Here is a 15,907-nt window from a genome sequence, read left to right as displayed (position 1 = left end):
TTCCACCTCTTCCCATTCCGAACAGAGAAGTTAAGCCCGTTAGCGCCGATGGTACTGCAGAGATGTGGGAGAGTAGGTCGATGCCAACCTTTAAAAGAGTCTTATTCCTTGTGGAGTGAGACTCTTTTTTTTTGCCCTGAAGCCAATGGGGATCAAAGTAGAAAAGAATGGTTAACCATGATTTCATGGTATTGCCTGTAGGTAAGAGTAAGTAAATCGCATGATTTCAGTATTTTGAGGCGATGTTTTTAATGTGATTTGTTGCTTTGTAGAAAATATTGCTTAATTTTGCGGACTGGTTGTCTTATGCAATCAAATATTATAAGTTTAATATTTTAAATAAAAAATTATGTATTTATCAGCAGAGAAAAAGCAAGAGCTTTTCGAAAAGTACGGGAAGTCTAACAAAGATACTGGGGCTGCAGAATCTCAAATCGCTTTGTTTTCCTACCGTATCAGTCACTTGACTGACCACCTAAAAAGAAATAGAAAAGATTACAGTACCCAACGTGCACTGCAATTGTTAGTAGGTAAAAGAAGAAATTTTCTTGATTACTTAAAAGCAAAAGATATTGAAAGATACAGAGCTATTATTAAAGTTTTGAATATTCGTAAATAATATCATACTGAAGCAATCCCGAGCAATCGGGATTGCTTTTTATAATATATAGCGACATCTTGTTGCTTATCCAAAAAAGAGTTTGTAACAAACTACACAAAGATGAAAGTGATCGAAAAAATAATTGAATTAGGTGATGGAAGGTCCATCACAATTGAAACAGGGAAATTAGCGAAACAAGCTGATGGATCTGTAGTAGTTAAAATGGGTAAGACCATGTTGTTGGCTACAGTTGTATCTGCACAGGATGCAAAAGCGGATGTTGACTTTATGCCTTTATCGGTAGAATACAAAGAAAAATTTAGTGCTGTAGGTAGATTTCCAGGAGGTTTCATGAAACGTGAAGGTCGCCCTTCTGATTATGAAATTCTTGTTTGTCGTTTAGTGGATCGTGCCCTACGTCCATTGTTTCCTGCAGATTATCATGCAGAGACATTTGTTACCATTCACCTTATCTCTGTGGATGCAAATGATATGCCTGATGCACTTGCTGGATTAGCTGCTTCTGCTGCTCTTGCAGTTTCTGATGTGCCATTTGCAGAACCAATCTCTGAAGTTCGTGTGGCTCGTATCGATGGCAAAATGGTAATCAATCCTGGTCGTGAAGAATTAGCTACAGCCGATCTTGATATGATTATTGCAGCTACCATGGATAACATCATGATGGTTGAAGGTGAAATGTCTGAGGTTTCTGAAGCCGAAATGTTAGAAGCTATCAAATTTGGACATGAAGCTATTAAAGTTCAATGTCAGGCTCAAATTGAGTTGGCTGAACTAGTAGGTAAAACAGAAAAAAGAACATATTGTCACGAAACAAATGATGAAGAACTTCGTCAGTTAATCGTTGATAAAACATATGATAAAGTATTAGCAGTTGCAAGATTGCAAAACCCAAATAAACACGAACGTTCAGCTGCTTTTGCTGCGGTAAAAGAGGAATTTATTGCTGAATATTCTGAGGGTAAAGAAGCTTCAGAAATCAATATGTCTCTAATTGGTCGTTACTACCACGATGTAGAAAAAGATGCTGTTCGTGAAATGGTATTGGAAGATCGTGTTCGTTTGGATGGTCGTAAAACTGATGAGATACGTCCAATTTGGTCTGAAGTTGATTACTTACCAGGAGCTCATGGTTCTGCTATTTTCACCAGAGGTGAAACTCAATCTTTAACTTCAGTTACTTTAGGAACTAAGTTAGACGAGAAAATGGTGGACGACGTTTTGTACAGAGGAAAAGAGAAATTTGTTCTTCATTATAATTTCCCTGCATTCTCAACTGGTGAGGCTCGAGCTAATCGTGGTATTAGTCGTAGAGAAGTTGGTCATGGTAATTTGGCTTTTAGAGCATTAAAAGGAATGATTCCTACTGATTCTCCATACGCTATTCGTGTGGTTTCAGATATCTTAGAATCAAATGGTTCATCTTCAATGGCTACTGTATGTGCCGGAACATTGGCTTTGATGGATGCTGGTATTAAAATTAAAAGTCCGGTAACTGGTATTGCTATGGGATTGATCTCAACTAAAGGAGCTGAGAAATATGCTGTACTATCTGATATTTTAGGAGATGAAGATCACTTAGGTGATATGGACTTTAAAGTAACAGGTACAAAAGAAGGTATCACTGCTACTCAAATGGATATTAAAGTAGATGGTCTTCCTTACGAAGTGTTGGCACAAGCATTGGATCAAGCTAGAGAGGGTCGTCTTCATATTTTAGGAAAAGTAGAAGAAACCATTGCAGAACCAAGAGAAGATTTGAAACCTCATGCTCCACGTATTGTATCAATTGAAATACCAAAAGATATGATTGGTGCTGTAATCGGACCAGGTGGAAAAATCATTCAAGAAATACAAGAAGTTACAGGTGCAGTACTTGTAATCGAAGAGGTAGACAATAAAGGTGTAGTTGATATTTCTGCTGATAATAAAGAGGCAATTGATGCTGCTTTAGCACGTATTAAAGGTATTGTAGCAGTTCCTGAAGTTGGCGAAATCTATAAAGGCAAAGTGAAGTCGATTGTGGCTTTTGGCGCTTTTGTAGAAATCCTACCAGGTAAAGATGGCTTACTACATATTTCTGAAATTGAACACAGAAGATTGAATACTGTGGATGAAGTACTGAAAGAAGGTCAGATTATTGATGTTAAATTGATAGAAGTTGATGCTAAATCCGGAAAATTAAAACTTTCAAGAAAAGCATTACTTCCAAAACCTGAAAAAAACGATAAATAGTCTATCAAATATATGATTTGAAATCCCGGATTTATTCCGGGATTTTTTTTTGATATCAGTTGAATGTATAACTTAGAAACTTCTTACTATTAAAGTTAAAATATGGAAGAAAATTGGGTTGATTCTATTGCAAATGAAATAGATGAGCAAATAGAGCGCTATATATCAGTTCGGGATTATCGTTTTTACCAAATTGAAAAATTAAAAAAAATCGCTAAGCATCTCGATAAAGAAAAGCAGTGTTTGGATTGCAAATACGCAAAAAAGGAGTTGGAAAGTATTGTCTTAAGTTTAGACCGATTGATTAATAAATCTGGTGTGAATAAATCGGAGTATGAGAAAAGAGTTGAAAAATTACTGGAACATTTAAAAAGTAAACATCAGGTTTTTCAGGCTTATCATTTCACCTATACATATTCTGCTGTTTTCACCTTGTTGGGTGCTGTTATAGGATTGCTTCTATCCTATAGTTTATTTTACCGCTTTCATCCAACTATTTTTTTCCTATCAGCAGGGGTGGGAATGTTTATTGGTAATATTTTAGGAAGCCGAAAAGACAGCGACTGTTTTCGGAATGGCAAACAAATTTAATTTTAAATAGGATCCAATATTAGCTAGATATTTAAAAGAAAACCAAGTCAAAATGTATTGGTTAAAAGCGATTGTTTGGATATTTATTAAGAATGGCTTTTCCTTTTTTCAAAAAAGACTGATATTTGCGCTTCATTAGCTATTTTTATCTCTCCAAATCTGTAACGAATTATTAATGGATTATAAATTTATTGTAATAGAAGGAAATATTGGTGCGGGAAAAACCTCACTTTCTCATAAAATTGCAGAAGAATACAATGCAAAACTAATTTTAGAGCAATTTGCAAATAATCCTTTCCTGCCTAAATTTTATGAGGATCAAGAGAAGTATTCTTTTCCTCTTGAAATGTCATTCTTAGCCGATCGATACAATCAATTAAAAAAAGAATTAAGTGAGAGGGATCTTTTTAAATCTTTTACCATTGCAGATTATTATTTTATGAAATCCTTGATTTTTTCGAAGCAAACTCTTAAGGATGATGAATATAATCTATATCGGCAATTTTTTCATATTATATATAATTCATTACCTAAACCCGATTTATATGTTTATTTGCACTCCAATGTAGATAAATTACTTAAAAATATAAGAAGGAGAGGAAGAGAATACGAACGAGATATTACCGCTGATTATCTGCATAAAATACAGGATAGTTATTTTGAATTTTTTAAGCAACAGCAAGAGTTGAGCTTTTTACTTATTGATACGAATAATATTGATTTCGTAAATAATACTGAAGATTTTAAAAAACTATCTAAGGCTATATTTTCTTGTGAATGCAAAAAAGGACTTACCCGAATTATACTCTAAACTCCTGTTATACTAAATAAAAAGATAGAATCGATTCAATTTGCATAAAATTTTCTTAAATTTGTTTTGAACTAGATTATAATGTTAAAAGTTAAAATAATTAAGTAGTTGTTATGAAAAGATCAAAGGTTATTTCCCTAGCTTCTTTGCTGTTATCAGTTGCAGTTCTTACTAGCTGTGCAGGATTGAGTAAAATGAAGAAAGAAGCAAGTAATATCAAATATCAGGTGACTCCAGAAGTTTTGGAAGCTCACGCAGATATGGTTGATGTGAAAATCACTGTAAATATTCCTGCAAAGTATTTCAACAAGAATGTTGTTTTGGTTGCAACTCCGGTTCTAAAATATGAATCAGGAGAAAAAGCTTTCCCTTCTAAAACTTTACAAGGTGAAAAAGTTCAAGGAAACAATACAGTAGTTCCTTACGAAACAGGTAAAACAATCACTTACGAAGACAAAATTCCTTACGAGCAAGCGATGAGAATTTCTGATCTTGAAGTAAGAATGGTGGGTAGTAAAGGTACTAAATCGCAAGAGTTTGACCCTTACAAAATTGCTGATGGTGTGATTGCCACTGCTACTTTGGTTGAAAATGCGCCACGTAATATCGTTGGAAAAGATGCTTTCCAAAGAGTTATTGCAGAAAGCAAAGATGCAGACGTTCATTATTTAATTAACAGCTCTCAAGTACGTTGGTCAGAAATGAAAGCAGAAGATATTGCTGCTCTTAAGTCTTATCTTGATGCTGCTAAGATGGATGAAAATAAAGAATACAAAGGAATTGAAGTTGCTGCTTATGCTTCTCCAGACGGAAAAGAAGACTGGAATGAGAAATTAGCTACTAAACGTGAAGGTACTTCTACTTCTTTTATCAAAAAAGAAATGAAGAAAGCTAAAATGAATGAATATGCTGCTTCAGAATTCTTCAAATCAAAAGTAACTCCTGAAGATTGGGCTGGATTTCAAGAATTAATGAAAGCTTCGAACATTCAAGATAAAGAATTAATTCTACGTGTTCTTTCAATGTATTCAGATCCTGAAGTACGTGAAAAAGAAATTAGAAATATTTCTGCTGCTTTCGACGAAGTGAAGAAAGAAGTTCTTCCTAAATTAAGAAGATCTAAATTTACTGTAAACGTTGATTTGATTGGAAAAACTGATGCAGAATTAAAATCTTTAGCTAAAAGTAACCCTGCAGAATTAAACGTTGAAGAATTATTGTTTTCAGCTACTTTGTTTTCATCAGCTGATGAGAAATTAGCTATTTACGAAACGGCTAAAAAACAATTCGCTAACGACTGGAGAGGTTTTAACGATGCTGGTATGGTTTTATTCGGTATGGATAAAATTTCTGAAGCTAAATCAAACTTTGATAAAGCTGACCAACTTTCTGCTAACAACCCAGTTGTTAAAAATAACTTAGGTGCAGTAGAATTAATTAACGGTAATGTAAGCGAAGCTGAAGTTCTTTTTGGAGCTGCAACCGGAGCTGGTAACGAAGTAAACTTTAACTTAGGTATTGTTGCTGTGAAAAAAGCAGATTACGATACTGCTGTTAAGCAATTTGGTGAGTGTACTGCTGTTAATGCTGCTTTGGCTAACATCCTTGTTGGAAAATACAATGTTGCTTTAGACAAGTTAAATGCTAATACTAGCGATGCTGCTATGGTTTACTATTTGAAAGCTATCGTTGGTGCAAGAACAGATAATAACAATTTGATCTTCACCAACCTTGAGACTGCTGTTTCTAAAGATGCTTCTATTAAAACAGCTGCAAAAACAGATATGGAATTTGCAAAAGTTTTTGAAGATGCTAAATTTAAAGCGATTGTGGAGTAATTCATAATTCAGAGATATAATAAAGCGACTCATTGATGAGTCGCTTTTTTTATGCTTGAAAAGTGATTTTTTCTATAGAATTTTTATCTTCGTCTATTCTCTGAAGGAAGTCATTTTGAACTTAATTGATGGTAAAATGGAAATAAAATTCCCTTATAAACTTGTTAACAATTTTCAAGGCTATGTTTTTTTTTCAGAAATGCATGCGCAAACAAAAGATTGTTTTGAGGATTCGATTGTTTTAGATTTTGCTAATACGAAGGTGATCGAATCAAATTTGTTTGCAATTATGGGAAGCCTTATTGCAGGAATGGAGAGAAGAAAGAATAAAATTCGTCTCTTAAATGTGCAAGAATCCATTCAAAATCTTTTCAATACTACTAAGTTGATTCGTGGTTCAGCACGAAAATATTTATGGAAAAGTTTTGTGAAGTGTCAGCAATTTGCATCTGAATCTGAAGAAGCTTTGTCAGATTATCTTACCACAAGAATTTTTCCAGAACGTCCAGAGATTACGATCAATCCGCAAATAAAAATGGCCATTCAATTGTGTGTGGCCGAGGTGTTCCGAAATGCTTTTGCTCATAGCAATTGCAAGGAGGTTTTTATAGCACACTATTATTCGGTATACAATAAGAAGCTAATGGTAAGTGTTGTTAGTCAAGGTAGACCATTTCACCTGCTTGTGAATAAAAACCTTTCCAAAAACCTGAATGGTGTGGGAGGTATTGAATGGTCTGTGGCCGAAGGCACTACCACTCAACCTGAAACTCGAAAAGGAATGGGCTTGTACACAATTCGTCAGTTTATCAAGCAGAATCAGGGTAGAATTCAAATTGTATCGGGAAACGGTATTTGGAAACAAGTGAAACACCGAACCTTCTCGAAACTGTATGAGACAGAATTTCCAGGATCAGTGGTCACACTAGAATTTAATCTAGAGAATTAACGATCACTTTGCTGCTTTTGTAGTTTAGAGAATAGGTCCCAGAGTACAATTCCACAACTTACCGATATATTAAAGGAATGTTTGGTCCCAAATTGAGGAATCTCAATGCATCCTTCCGATTGACTTACGATCTTTTGTTGTACGCCTTTTACCTCATTGCCAAAAATTAGGGCATATTTCTTTTCCGAATCCATTTCAAACGCATCAAGAGAAGTGCTGTTTTCAGCCTGTTCAACCGAGAAAATAGAAAAGCCTTTCTGCTTTAGTTTCGTTATAGCATCTTCTGTTTGTTCAAAATATTCCCAACAAACAGAATCTTCAGCTCCTAGTGCTGTCTTATGCAACTCTCTGTGTGGTGGTGTTGCAGTAATTCCACAAAGGTAAACTGCCTCTACTAAAAGAGCATCGGATGTACGAAATACTGAACCAATGTTATTTAAACTTCTCACATTATCCAAAACGATAATGATAGGCGTTTTCTTCGATTCTTTAAACTCATCAATACTTTTTCGGTGTAGCTCGCTATTCTTTAATTTTCTCATTTTCTTAACAGAATGTTCAGGTCTTGATTTATTTTGCTACAAAAATATAAAAAAAGGAACCCTTTGGGGATTCCTTTGATTTATTTTGTTTGAATGATTACCAATTAACAGCTTTACGACGAACCGGCATGGTCATGCATCGTGCACCGCCACCACCACGTGGCAACTCAGATCCTTCCAGAGTAATTACATATTTATTGTAATCGGAAAGTTCAACTTTATGACGGATTATATCTTTAGCTCGAAGAATTTCGAACCCATTCTTATTCATTTCTTCCATGGTATAGATATTTCGTCCATAACCAATCACTTTTCCCGGTCCTACGGCAAAAAAGTTAGCTCCACTGTGCCATTGTTCTCTTTCCTGATTCCAAGGATCTCCACTACCTCCACAATAGATCGGTTTTAAATCCATACCTAATTTTTTCAAAGCCTGAAGAAGATTGTTCTCGCGAGTAATGGAAAGTACTTTGCCATCTTCAATGGTTATGTGTACTGTTTGATATTTGTTAGGATGAATGATTAAGGGTTCGTAAACCATGCATTTATCTACATCTAAAAGGGTAAATACCATGTCGAGATGTATAAACGATTCTGGATGGCTTGGAAGCTCCTGTACTAAGATATGACGCTGTTTATTCTCATTTTGAGTAAGAAGTTGCGTTAGAATAAAGTCAATACCCTGAGTAGTTGTGCGTGCTCCATTTCCAATAATTAAAATGTCATCACGAGCAATTAACACATCACCACCTTCAATTGTACAATTTGGATCCATTGATGGATTGTCAATCGGATTAATTGTTTTAGCATTAAAGCCTGGTGTGTTGTCAAAAATAGCCTGCATAATTAAGGATTCTCTATCACGAACCGAATTAGCCATTTTGCCGATTAGTACTTGATCAAGTACCGACATTGATGCATCTCTTGTAAAGAAGAAATTATGTAATGGGCGCATTGCGTAGCGTTCCTTACTCATAAATTTGGTAAGATTATCTCTCTTCAAAGGAACTCCTTCTATGAGCAAAGAGGCCAATTCATCGGCGTTTTGATCCAAAAGTAAATCTTTTATGCTGTAGGTATTGCCTTTTATCTTAATTTCAGGTTCCATACTGCAAACTTGGTCTACAATATCTTCTTTTACCGTATCGTTGTTTAAAACATTTGCGAGTAAATCTTTTACCTGATAGGTTTCTGTAATCTCTGAAAGAACACCACTCAACTGTTTGTATTCATCCTTTGCAACGGATAAATTTAAAATATCACTGTAAAGGGCTCTTTCTGCATTCTCGGGTGTCATGTTTTCAACTTCCGAGCCAGGAGTATGAAGGATTACTCCCTCTAATTCTCCGATCTCTGATCTAACATTTAATTCTACATACTTTGTCATACCTCTTAATTAAAGTATCATTTATTATTAGTTGTTGGTATCCAGAAAACATGTTTTCCGATTTGCAAAAGAAGTGAAAATTTAGGGCATTGAAAAGAATTGCGTTAAGTAAATTTCATTTTTCAGTAAAGTGATCTGAAATCCTTATGGTCATGCTAACTAGGAATATTTGAATACGCATTTAAGTTATCATGCTATGTTAATTAATCCCTTTTTGTTTGATGTTTTAAATGATTGATAATCGCACTTTCCTCTGCTATTCTTCGTTTCTATATTTTTCAACCACTGTGCTTAATTAAAATGGAATGAAATAATTGAATCTGTGTATTTTTCGGATTTTGAATAATTTCTTGTTTTTTAGAAAATTAATCTGATTTTGGTGTAATTGGTTTTTTAGCAAACTGCTTTTTGAGAATAAAGATGTACTATTTTGATTAGGCTATCGCTAGGAAATATTATCTTTAGATAGGGATTAATGCTATGAATAAGTGGTTTAAAATAGGAGTGTTAATTGTAATTGCTAGTTTGTTTGCTGATACAGGAAAAGCAAAGAGCGTGAATTGTTCTGTATGGATGCCTGTGCAGGATACTTCGGTTTTTGTGGATACCAATTTGCATGTCAATCTCGACGAGGTTCGAATTTTACGACACAAACGCAAAACTCGCAAACATTATCGCAACACCCGTCAGTATTGGCGAACAGTTCGTAATATCCGGCTTGTATATCCTTACGCACAAGCAGCAAGTGAAACCATCGAGCAACTTAGCGATGAATTGGAGCTTATAGATAGCAAAAAAGAGAGAAGAAAATTGATTCGAGCTGAGTACAAAGGTTTAATGAAAGAATACAAAAAACCACTTATGCGTCTGAAAATTTCGCAAGGTAAGTTGTTAATGAAATTGGTTGATAGGGAAACTGGAAATACAAGTTATAGGCATTTGAAAGAATTAAAAGGATCTTTTACAGCAGTGTTCTGGCAATCGGTGGCCACGATGTTTGGTTCTTCCTTAAAAGCAGAATACGATCCTTTAGGCGACGATTGGATGGTGGAAGAAATTCTCGATCGTATGAATCGAAATGAACTTCGTCCACCAAAAAAATTACCTCTTAAGAAAAACTGAATACATTGAACTTTTTATAAAAGTTAGAGCTTTAGTTATTCAACACGTTTGCTCTTCAAATAGTCTTCCATCTTCTTATCAAACATCTGATTTTTATCAATATAATCTTCAAATTTTTTCACTCCAGAATGATCAATGAATTTTTTTAAATCCTGAAAGGCAAGCTCTTTTTTTTCTTCTATATTCATTCTGTAGTACGAAAGAATCTGTTCAGCCTTACTTTCCCATTGATGTTGTAGTAGAATAATTTTATTGAAAGTAAAGGATAGAATCAGGCTCAGCAGAAGAAGTAGTAAATGGGGCAGTGCAGTGACTAGTACCAAGGGAATGATTATAAATACTGGCAAGATGGCTGAGGTAGTGAAGGTTCCAATTACCATATTGTTGTGAAACTCTGAGAAATGTGTCAATTTCTTTTTTTTCGAGGCATAAAAAAACAACCAGTTGACAATTAGATTTATAGAAATTGTATAGAGTAAAAGTGCTGCCTCTTTTGCCGAGTTTAAGGAAAAAAAGATGGCTACAAAAAGGACAATAATGGCAATCATAAATGGGTAGATGTGGTTTTCAGCTACATCTTTTGTGTTTCGATTCTTCATAAATAGAAATAAAAAGTGTTGGCTTAAAGTGTGAAGCAAAAGCCAACACAAAGTCAATTTTATAAAGCCATGATTGTTTTTACTACATTTTCGGCTCCTTCTCCAATTTGTGCGATGGTGGAATCGAGCATGTAACAGGGTGTACTCACAATTTTATTCTGTTTGTCGAACACAATTTCGCCATGCTTGGTAGCTACATGAACGGCACCCATTTTAGTGATCGCTTCTGCGGTATCATTATCCTGACCAATAGTTACTTCTACCTCTCCAAGAATTTTTGCGATTAGAGCTGGTGCTATGCAAAGTGCACCTATCGGCTTGTGGGCTGCATGCATGGCTTTTAATGCATTTTCTACATCGGCGTTAACCTTACAGTTGGGACCTTGCATGGCAAAAGTGCATAGGTTTTTGGCCACACCAAATCCACCTGGAAACAGGATGGCATCGAATTCCTTAGCTGAAAATTCTTTCAAGTCTTTTATGTTTCCTCTGGCAATTCGTGCCGATTCTACCAATACATTTCTTTTTTCATGCATTTCTTCTCCAGTAAGATGATTGATGACATGATACTGATCGGTATTGGGAGCGAAAAGTTGGTAATCTCCTCCATTTTTCGAAATAGCATAAAGAGATAGAGTGGCTTCATGAATTTCAGATCCGTCGTAAACACCTGAACCCGCAAGAATAACTGCAAATTTTTTTTTTGAATTCATCTTGATTTCGTTTATTTTATTATTTAAGTTGTTTGCTTTTAAATCGCCTTTTTCAAATTCTTTGCGGTAAGTAACCAAAGACTCAACTTTAGAAGTTGAAAAAGTAATGATTATTTCTTACACTAAAGATAGAGAATAGTGTTCAAATATGGGAGGTTTTACGAAAAGTTAAGGTGTAATTGATTGAGCAAGATATAACGAGAAGATTCGACAGACCTGCTCATTCCGCTCGAATTTATAGCATTGCAAGTTGCAAACAAAATCATTTTTATCGATGTTTTTTAATGAAGGAAGAAGGAGGTAAAACTAGAAAAGCATAGCGTTTTAGAGGTTTGTAGCTTGAAAAATGTCAAAATTATAAAATCGATAGTTAGAAAAAGGGAGGTATTTTTTTAAATATTATACTTTTCTGCTTTAGATGGTTTTAAAAATTAAGGATTAAATGTAAATTTGAACTACTTATAAATATTCAAATATGATTACGATAGAAACATTGGTGTTTAATCACTGGCAAGAAAATACATACATTTTATACGATGAAACGGGCGAAGCAGTGCTTATCGACTGTGGCGTTTTCTTTAAAGAGGAAGGTAAAAGATTGATTGATTTTTTGGAATTAAAAAAAATAAAATTGGTAAAACAATTGAATACGCATTTACACATCGATCATGTTTTGGGAAACCAATTTGCAAAAGATCAATTTAATTTACTTACCCAAGCTCATAAAGATGATGAGTTTTTATTGGCCGAAGCTCCTAATTATGGACTACGCTTAGGTCTTGAAAATGTAGTAGAACCGCCAGCATTGGGTAAGTTAATTAAAGATGGTGATGTGATCACATTTGGAAATGCAGAACTGAAAGTTCTGCATATTCCAGGGCATTCACCAGGGCATGTGGTCTTTTACAATGAAGCACAAAAATTTGTAATTGCCGGCGATGTCCTTTTTCGAGAAAGCATTGGGCGTACCGATCTTCCCTATGGAAATTACGAGCAGCTACTGGAAGGAATCAAGAATAAACTTTTGGTTTTAGATGATGATGTGGATGTATATCCAGGGCATGGGCCAGCTACAACCATAGGACACGAGCGATCTAATAATTTGTTTTTAAAAGGATTAAGCTAAGTAATTAATAAGCTAAAAAAACCCTTCCACTCGGAAGGGTTTTTTCGTAGGTAATATTTTCAATAAATCGTATTGAGTATGACAAAAATCATATTTGTATTCGTTTGTAAAACAATTTGTTAAGTAGAGTTGTTGGTGCTTGGATAAATGTTGAATAACAGGCATTAAATTCAATGTATAAGCCTCTAGTAAATTTAAATCTTTTACTAATTTTACAATCACAAGAATAGTATAAACAACACCTAATTTAAACAATAATATGGCAATTGAACAGTTTGTTTTCCGTCACATTGGACCTCGCAACGGCGATATTAAAACCATGTTGGGAACTGTTGGTGCTTCTTCCCTTGATGCATTGATTGAAGAGACAATTCCTTCAGATATTCGCTTGGAAAAAGACTTAGATCTTCCCAAAGCATTATCCGAATATGAATATTTTACAAAAATTAAGGGGATTGCTTCTAAGAATAAGTTATTTCGAACTTTTATAGGTCAAGGATATTACGATACAATTACACCTGCAGTAATTCAACGTAATGTGCTTGAAAATCCAGGCTGGTATACTCCTTATACTCCTTATCAGGCCGAAGTTTCGCAGGGTAGATTAGAAGCATTGTTGAATTTTCAAACGATGGTTTTGGATCTTACCAAAATGGAATTGGCTAATAGTTCTCTTTTGGATGAAGCTACTGCCGTGGGCGAATCGATGTATATGATGCAAGCTCTTCGTTCTCGTGCTAAGAAAAAGGCAGGTGCAAATCAATTTTTTGTTGATGAGAAAGTTTTTGCGCATACTCTGGATGTGTTAACAACCCGAGCTATTCCTTTGGGAATTGAATTGATTATTGGTGATTTCAAAACATTTGAGTTCAACGAGAATGTGTTTGGAGCCATTGTTCAGTATCCAGCTTCCGACGGAAGTATTCAGGATTATTCTGAATTTGTTGAAAGAGCCCATAAAGCAGAAGCTTTGGTTTCTGTTTCGGCAGATTTAATGAGTTTGGTACTGTTAACACCTCCGGGCGAATGGGAAGCCGATATTGTGGTAGGAACGACTCAGCGTTTTGGTATTCCAATGGGATATGGTGGACCTCATGCTGCTTACATGGCTTGTCGTGAGGCTTATAAGAGAAATATTCCTGGTCGTATTATTGGAGTAAGCAAAGATGCTCAGGGAAACAGTGCTTTACGTTTGGCCTTGCAAACTCGCGAGCAACATATCAAACGAGAGAAAGCAACTTCTAATATTTGTACAGCTCAGGCTTTGTTGGCTACAATGGCTGGTTTTTATGGCGTTTATCATGGTCAGGAAGGATTGAAGAGAATTGCAACTCATATCCATTCTGCAGCAAGTATGCTTTCTGAAGCATTAAAAGATTTGGGTTATCAACAAAAAATCGATAATTTCTTTGATACTTTACAAATTGAGATTCCAGCAGGTGTTTCTGTTGAGGATATTCGCAAAGCTGCATTAAAAGCTGAGTTCAATTTTAATTATAGCAACAAAAGTACCATTGGAATTTCTGTTGATGAAAAAATTAGCAGCACCGAGCTGAGTGCAATTGTAAGCATTTTTGCAAAGGCTCTAGGTGAAAATGAAACTTCTATTGACACTATCGAAGAAATGATTTCTTTCGATTCAAAATTTGTCAGAGAAAGCGAATTTTTAAGTCTTGATGTTTTCAAACGCTACCGTTCCGAAACGGCAATGATGCGTTACATCAAAAGTTTGGAGAAGAAGGACATTGGTTTGAATACTTCTATGATTTCATTGGGGTCGTGTACCATGAAACTGAATGCTGCGGTTGAAATGTTGCCCATTAGCTGGCCAGAAATTGGAGGAATTCATCCGTTTGTACCAATTGATCAGGCCTTGGGATATCAGGAAATTATTCAGGATCTAGAGAAGTGGCTCTCGGTTATAACTGGATTTTCAGCTTGTACTTTGCAACCCAATTCAGGGGCAGCTGGTGAGTATACCGGTTTAATGGTCATTCGCCAATATCATGTTTCTAGAGGAGATAGTCACAGAAATGTGGTTTTAATTCCTGCATCGGCACACGGAACTAATCCAGCCTCGACCACAATGGCGGGGATGAATGTGGTCATTGTAAATTGTGATGAGAACGGAAATGTAGAATTTGCTGATTTAAAGTCCAAAGCCGAAAAACATAAGGAAAATTTATGTGCATATATGATTACTTATCCTTCTACTCATGGTGTTTTCGAGACAGGTATCAGAGAAATGATGAATCTGATTCATGAGAATGGTGGACAGGTTTATATGGATGGTGCAAATATGAATGCACAGGTTGGATTAACCAATCCTGGAACTATTGGTGCCGATGTCTGTCATCTGAATCTTCATAAAACATTTGCTATTCCTCACGGTGGTGGTGGCCCTGGCGTTGGACCGATTTGTGTGGCCGAGCATTTGTCACAATTTTTACCTACACATAAAGTTGTGGCTACGGGTGGAGACAATGGAATTACTGCTGTTGCTGCTGCTCCTTACGGATCGGCAAGTGTATTGCCAATTACTTATGGCTATATTGCCATGTTGGGTGCTGAAGGACTAAAAGAGGTTACTAAAATGGCTATTTTGAATGCCAACTATTTGGCTTCATCATTTGAGAAACTAGGTTTTAAAATCCTTTACAAAGGAGCAAAAGGACGCGTTGGGCATGAGATGATTTTTGATTGTAGGGAATTCAATAAATCGGTGGGCATTACCGATACCGATATTGCTAAACGATTGATGGATTATGGATTTCATGCGCCTACATTATCATTCCCTGTTCATGGAACTTTAATGGTTGAACCTACAGAAAGTGAACCATTGGAAGAAATGGATCGTTTTGTTGAAGCATTGGCAAAAATCAATGCGGAAATGAAGGAGATTGAAGATGGTGTGGCAGATGTGAAGGACAATGTATTGAAAAATGCACCTCACACTCATTTGGTAATGACTTCTGATGACTGGAATCATAGCTATACTCGCAAAAAAGCAGCCTATCCTCTAACTTGGGTAGCAGACAATAAATTTTGGCCTTCAGTGGGCAGAGTTAACGATGCTTTTGGAGATAGAAACTTGATGTGTTCATGCGCATCTCTTAATGTTTATAAAGAGGAATGTATTGATGCAGATTAAGAAGCTGTTCAAAAAAATATAAAGAATGAATCCGGTGAGCAAATGCTCAGCGGATTTTTTTTTGAGAAATAATTCCAAACTAGTAGACGCAAAAAAGGAGACTGCCCTGGTCTCCTTTTTTGTTCTATTACTAACCCTAAAATTTAACTATGAAAATAACGAATTGAATTAATCCATTAAAATCTGTATTCTATTACGCAAAGCTCATAAAAAAGTTCTTGTTT

General features: G+C 35.5%; 13 protein-coding genes and 1 rRNA gene. 10 read left to right on the top strand and 4 right to left on the bottom strand.

The window, feature by feature from the left end:
- The 7 genes from rrf to ABYT26_RS12950 form a co-directional block, all read left to right on the top strand.
- Positions 1-89: ribosomal RNA gene (gene rrf, locus ABYT26_RS12980) — 5S ribosomal RNA — on the top strand; the annotation flags it as partial.
- 260 nt (positions 90-349) lie between these two features.
- The gene (rpsO, locus tag ABYT26_RS12975) at positions 350-619 is read left to right on the top strand and encodes a 30S ribosomal protein S15 (protein ID WP_372754563.1); all 270 of its coding nucleotides are present in this window, start codon (positions 350-352) and stop codon (positions 617-619) included.
- A gap of 102 nt (positions 620-721) precedes the next feature.
- On the top strand, positions 722-2,854 hold the full coding sequence (gene pnp / locus ABYT26_RS12970) for a polyribonucleotide nucleotidyltransferase (RefSeq protein WP_372754561.1): 2,133 nt from the start codon (positions 722-724) through the stop codon (positions 2,852-2,854).
- Between the two features lie 102 nt (positions 2,855-2,956).
- A complete protein-coding gene (locus ABYT26_RS12965; protein WP_372754559.1) occupies positions 2,957-3,445 on the top strand; it encodes a hypothetical protein in 489 nt (162 codons plus the stop codon).
- Between the two features lie 175 nt (positions 3,446-3,620).
- Positions 3,621-4,256 (top strand): deoxynucleoside kinase, encoded by a 636-nt coding sequence (locus ABYT26_RS12960; RefSeq protein ID WP_372754557.1) that lies wholly within the window; start codon positions 3,621-3,623, stop codon positions 4,254-4,256.
- Positions 4,257-4,369: 113 nt separating this feature from the next.
- On the top strand, positions 4,370-6,094 hold the full coding sequence (locus tag ABYT26_RS12955) for a tetratricopeptide repeat protein (RefSeq protein ID WP_372754555.1): 1,725 nt from the start codon (positions 4,370-4,372) through the stop codon (positions 6,092-6,094).
- A gap of 136 nt (positions 6,095-6,230) precedes the next feature.
- Positions 6,231-7,043, top strand: a complete 813-nt coding sequence (locus ABYT26_RS12950) for a hypothetical protein (RefSeq protein WP_372754553.1) — start codon at positions 6,231-6,233, stop codon at positions 7,041-7,043.
- Here the strand turns inward: ABYT26_RS12950 and ABYT26_RS12945 are convergent.
- Positions 7,040-7,585, bottom strand: coding sequence for an RNA methyltransferase (locus ABYT26_RS12945; RefSeq protein ID WP_372754551.1), 546 nt, complete (start codon positions 7,583-7,585; stop codon positions 7,040-7,042). The genes ABYT26_RS12950 and ABYT26_RS12945 overlap by 4 nt on opposite strands.
- Positions 7,586-7,682: 97 nt before the next feature.
- Positions 7,683-8,972: an arginine deiminase family protein gene (locus tag ABYT26_RS12940; RefSeq protein WP_372754549.1), complete on the bottom strand. Its 1,290-nt coding sequence runs from the start codon at positions 8,970-8,972 to the stop codon at positions 7,683-7,685.
- Positions 8,973-9,452: 480 nt separating this feature from the next.
- Here ABYT26_RS12940 and ABYT26_RS12935 point away from each other — a divergent pair, with 480 nt between their 5' ends.
- Positions 9,453-10,094 carry a DUF4294 domain-containing protein gene (locus ABYT26_RS12935; RefSeq protein WP_372754547.1) on the top strand — a complete coding sequence of 214 codons (642 nt, stop codon included), beginning with the start codon at positions 9,453-9,455 and terminating at the stop codon, positions 10,092-10,094.
- A 35-nt stretch (positions 10,095-10,129) separates the two neighbouring features.
- Here the strand turns inward: ABYT26_RS12935 and ABYT26_RS12930 are convergent, their stop codons facing one another.
- Positions 10,130-10,693 (bottom strand): hypothetical protein, encoded by a 564-nt coding sequence (locus tag ABYT26_RS12930; RefSeq protein ID WP_372754545.1) that lies wholly within the window; start codon positions 10,691-10,693, stop codon positions 10,130-10,132.
- Between the two features lie 59 nt (positions 10,694-10,752).
- Positions 10,753-11,406: an isoprenoid biosynthesis glyoxalase ElbB gene (gene elbB / locus ABYT26_RS12925; RefSeq protein ID WP_372754543.1), complete on the bottom strand. Its 654-nt coding sequence runs from the start codon at positions 11,404-11,406 to the stop codon at positions 10,753-10,755.
- Between the two features lie 475 nt (positions 11,407-11,881).
- Between elbB and ABYT26_RS12920 the strand changes: the two genes are divergently transcribed.
- Complete coding sequence (locus ABYT26_RS12920) at positions 11,882-12,532, top strand: MBL fold metallo-hydrolase (RefSeq protein ID WP_372754541.1); 651 nt, start codon at positions 11,882-11,884, stop codon at positions 12,530-12,532.
- Between the two features lie 259 nt (positions 12,533-12,791).
- Positions 12,792-15,683: an aminomethyl-transferring glycine dehydrogenase gene (gene gcvP, locus ABYT26_RS12915; protein WP_372754539.1), complete on the top strand. Its 2,892-nt coding sequence runs from the start codon at positions 12,792-12,794 to the stop codon at positions 15,681-15,683.
- Positions 15,684-15,907 lie beyond the last annotated feature (224 nt).

It is taken from the genome of Labilibaculum sp., assembly GCF_041595635.1.
In the GTDB taxonomy this organism is placed as follows: domain Bacteria; phylum Bacteroidota; class Bacteroidia; order Bacteroidales; family Marinifilaceae; genus Labilibaculum.
This window is presented reverse-complemented; position numbering and strand designations above follow the sequence as displayed.

Excerpts from the sequence above, each read along its gene's own strand:
- elbB (WP_372754543.1), bottom strand. The coding sequence starts at position 11,406 with ATGAATTCAAAAAAAAAATTTGCAGTTATTCTTGCGGGTTCAGGTGTT.
- ABYT26_RS12960 (WP_372754557.1), top strand. The coding sequence starts at position 3,621 with ATGGATTATAAATTTATTGTAATAGAAGGAAATATTGGTGCGGGAAAA.
- rpsO (WP_372754563.1), top strand. The coding sequence starts at position 350 with ATGTATTTATCAGCAGAGAAAAAGCAAGAGCTTTTCGAAAAGTACGGG.
- ABYT26_RS12955 (WP_372754555.1), top strand. The coding sequence starts at position 4,370 with ATGAAAAGATCAAAGGTTATTTCCCTAGCTTCTTTGCTGTTATCAGTT.
- ABYT26_RS12945 (WP_372754551.1), bottom strand. The coding sequence starts at position 7,585 with ATGAGAAAATTAAAGAATAGCGAGCTACACCGAAAAAGTATTGATGAG.
- ABYT26_RS12935 (WP_372754547.1), top strand. The coding sequence starts at position 9,453 with ATGAATAAGTGGTTTAAAATAGGAGTGTTAATTGTAATTGCTAGTTTG.
- ABYT26_RS12930 (WP_372754545.1), bottom strand. The coding sequence starts at position 10,693 with ATGAAGAATCGAAACACAAAAGATGTAGCTGAAAACCACATCTACCCA.
- ABYT26_RS12940 (WP_372754549.1), bottom strand. The coding sequence starts at position 8,972 with ATGACAAAGTATGTAGAATTAAATGTTAGATCAGAGATCGGAGAATTA.
- ABYT26_RS12920 (WP_372754541.1), top strand. The coding sequence starts at position 11,882 with ATGATTACGATAGAAACATTGGTGTTTAATCACTGGCAAGAAAATACA.
- ABYT26_RS12950 (WP_372754553.1), top strand. The coding sequence starts at position 6,231 with ATGGAAATAAAATTCCCTTATAAACTTGTTAACAATTTTCAAGGCTAT.
- pnp (WP_372754561.1), top strand. The coding sequence starts at position 722 with ATGAAAGTGATCGAAAAAATAATTGAATTAGGTGATGGAAGGTCCATC.
- gcvP (WP_372754539.1), top strand. The coding sequence starts at position 12,792 with ATGGCAATTGAACAGTTTGTTTTCCGTCACATTGGACCTCGCAACGGC.
- ABYT26_RS12965 (WP_372754559.1), top strand. The coding sequence starts at position 2,957 with ATGGAAGAAAATTGGGTTGATTCTATTGCAAATGAAATAGATGAGCAA.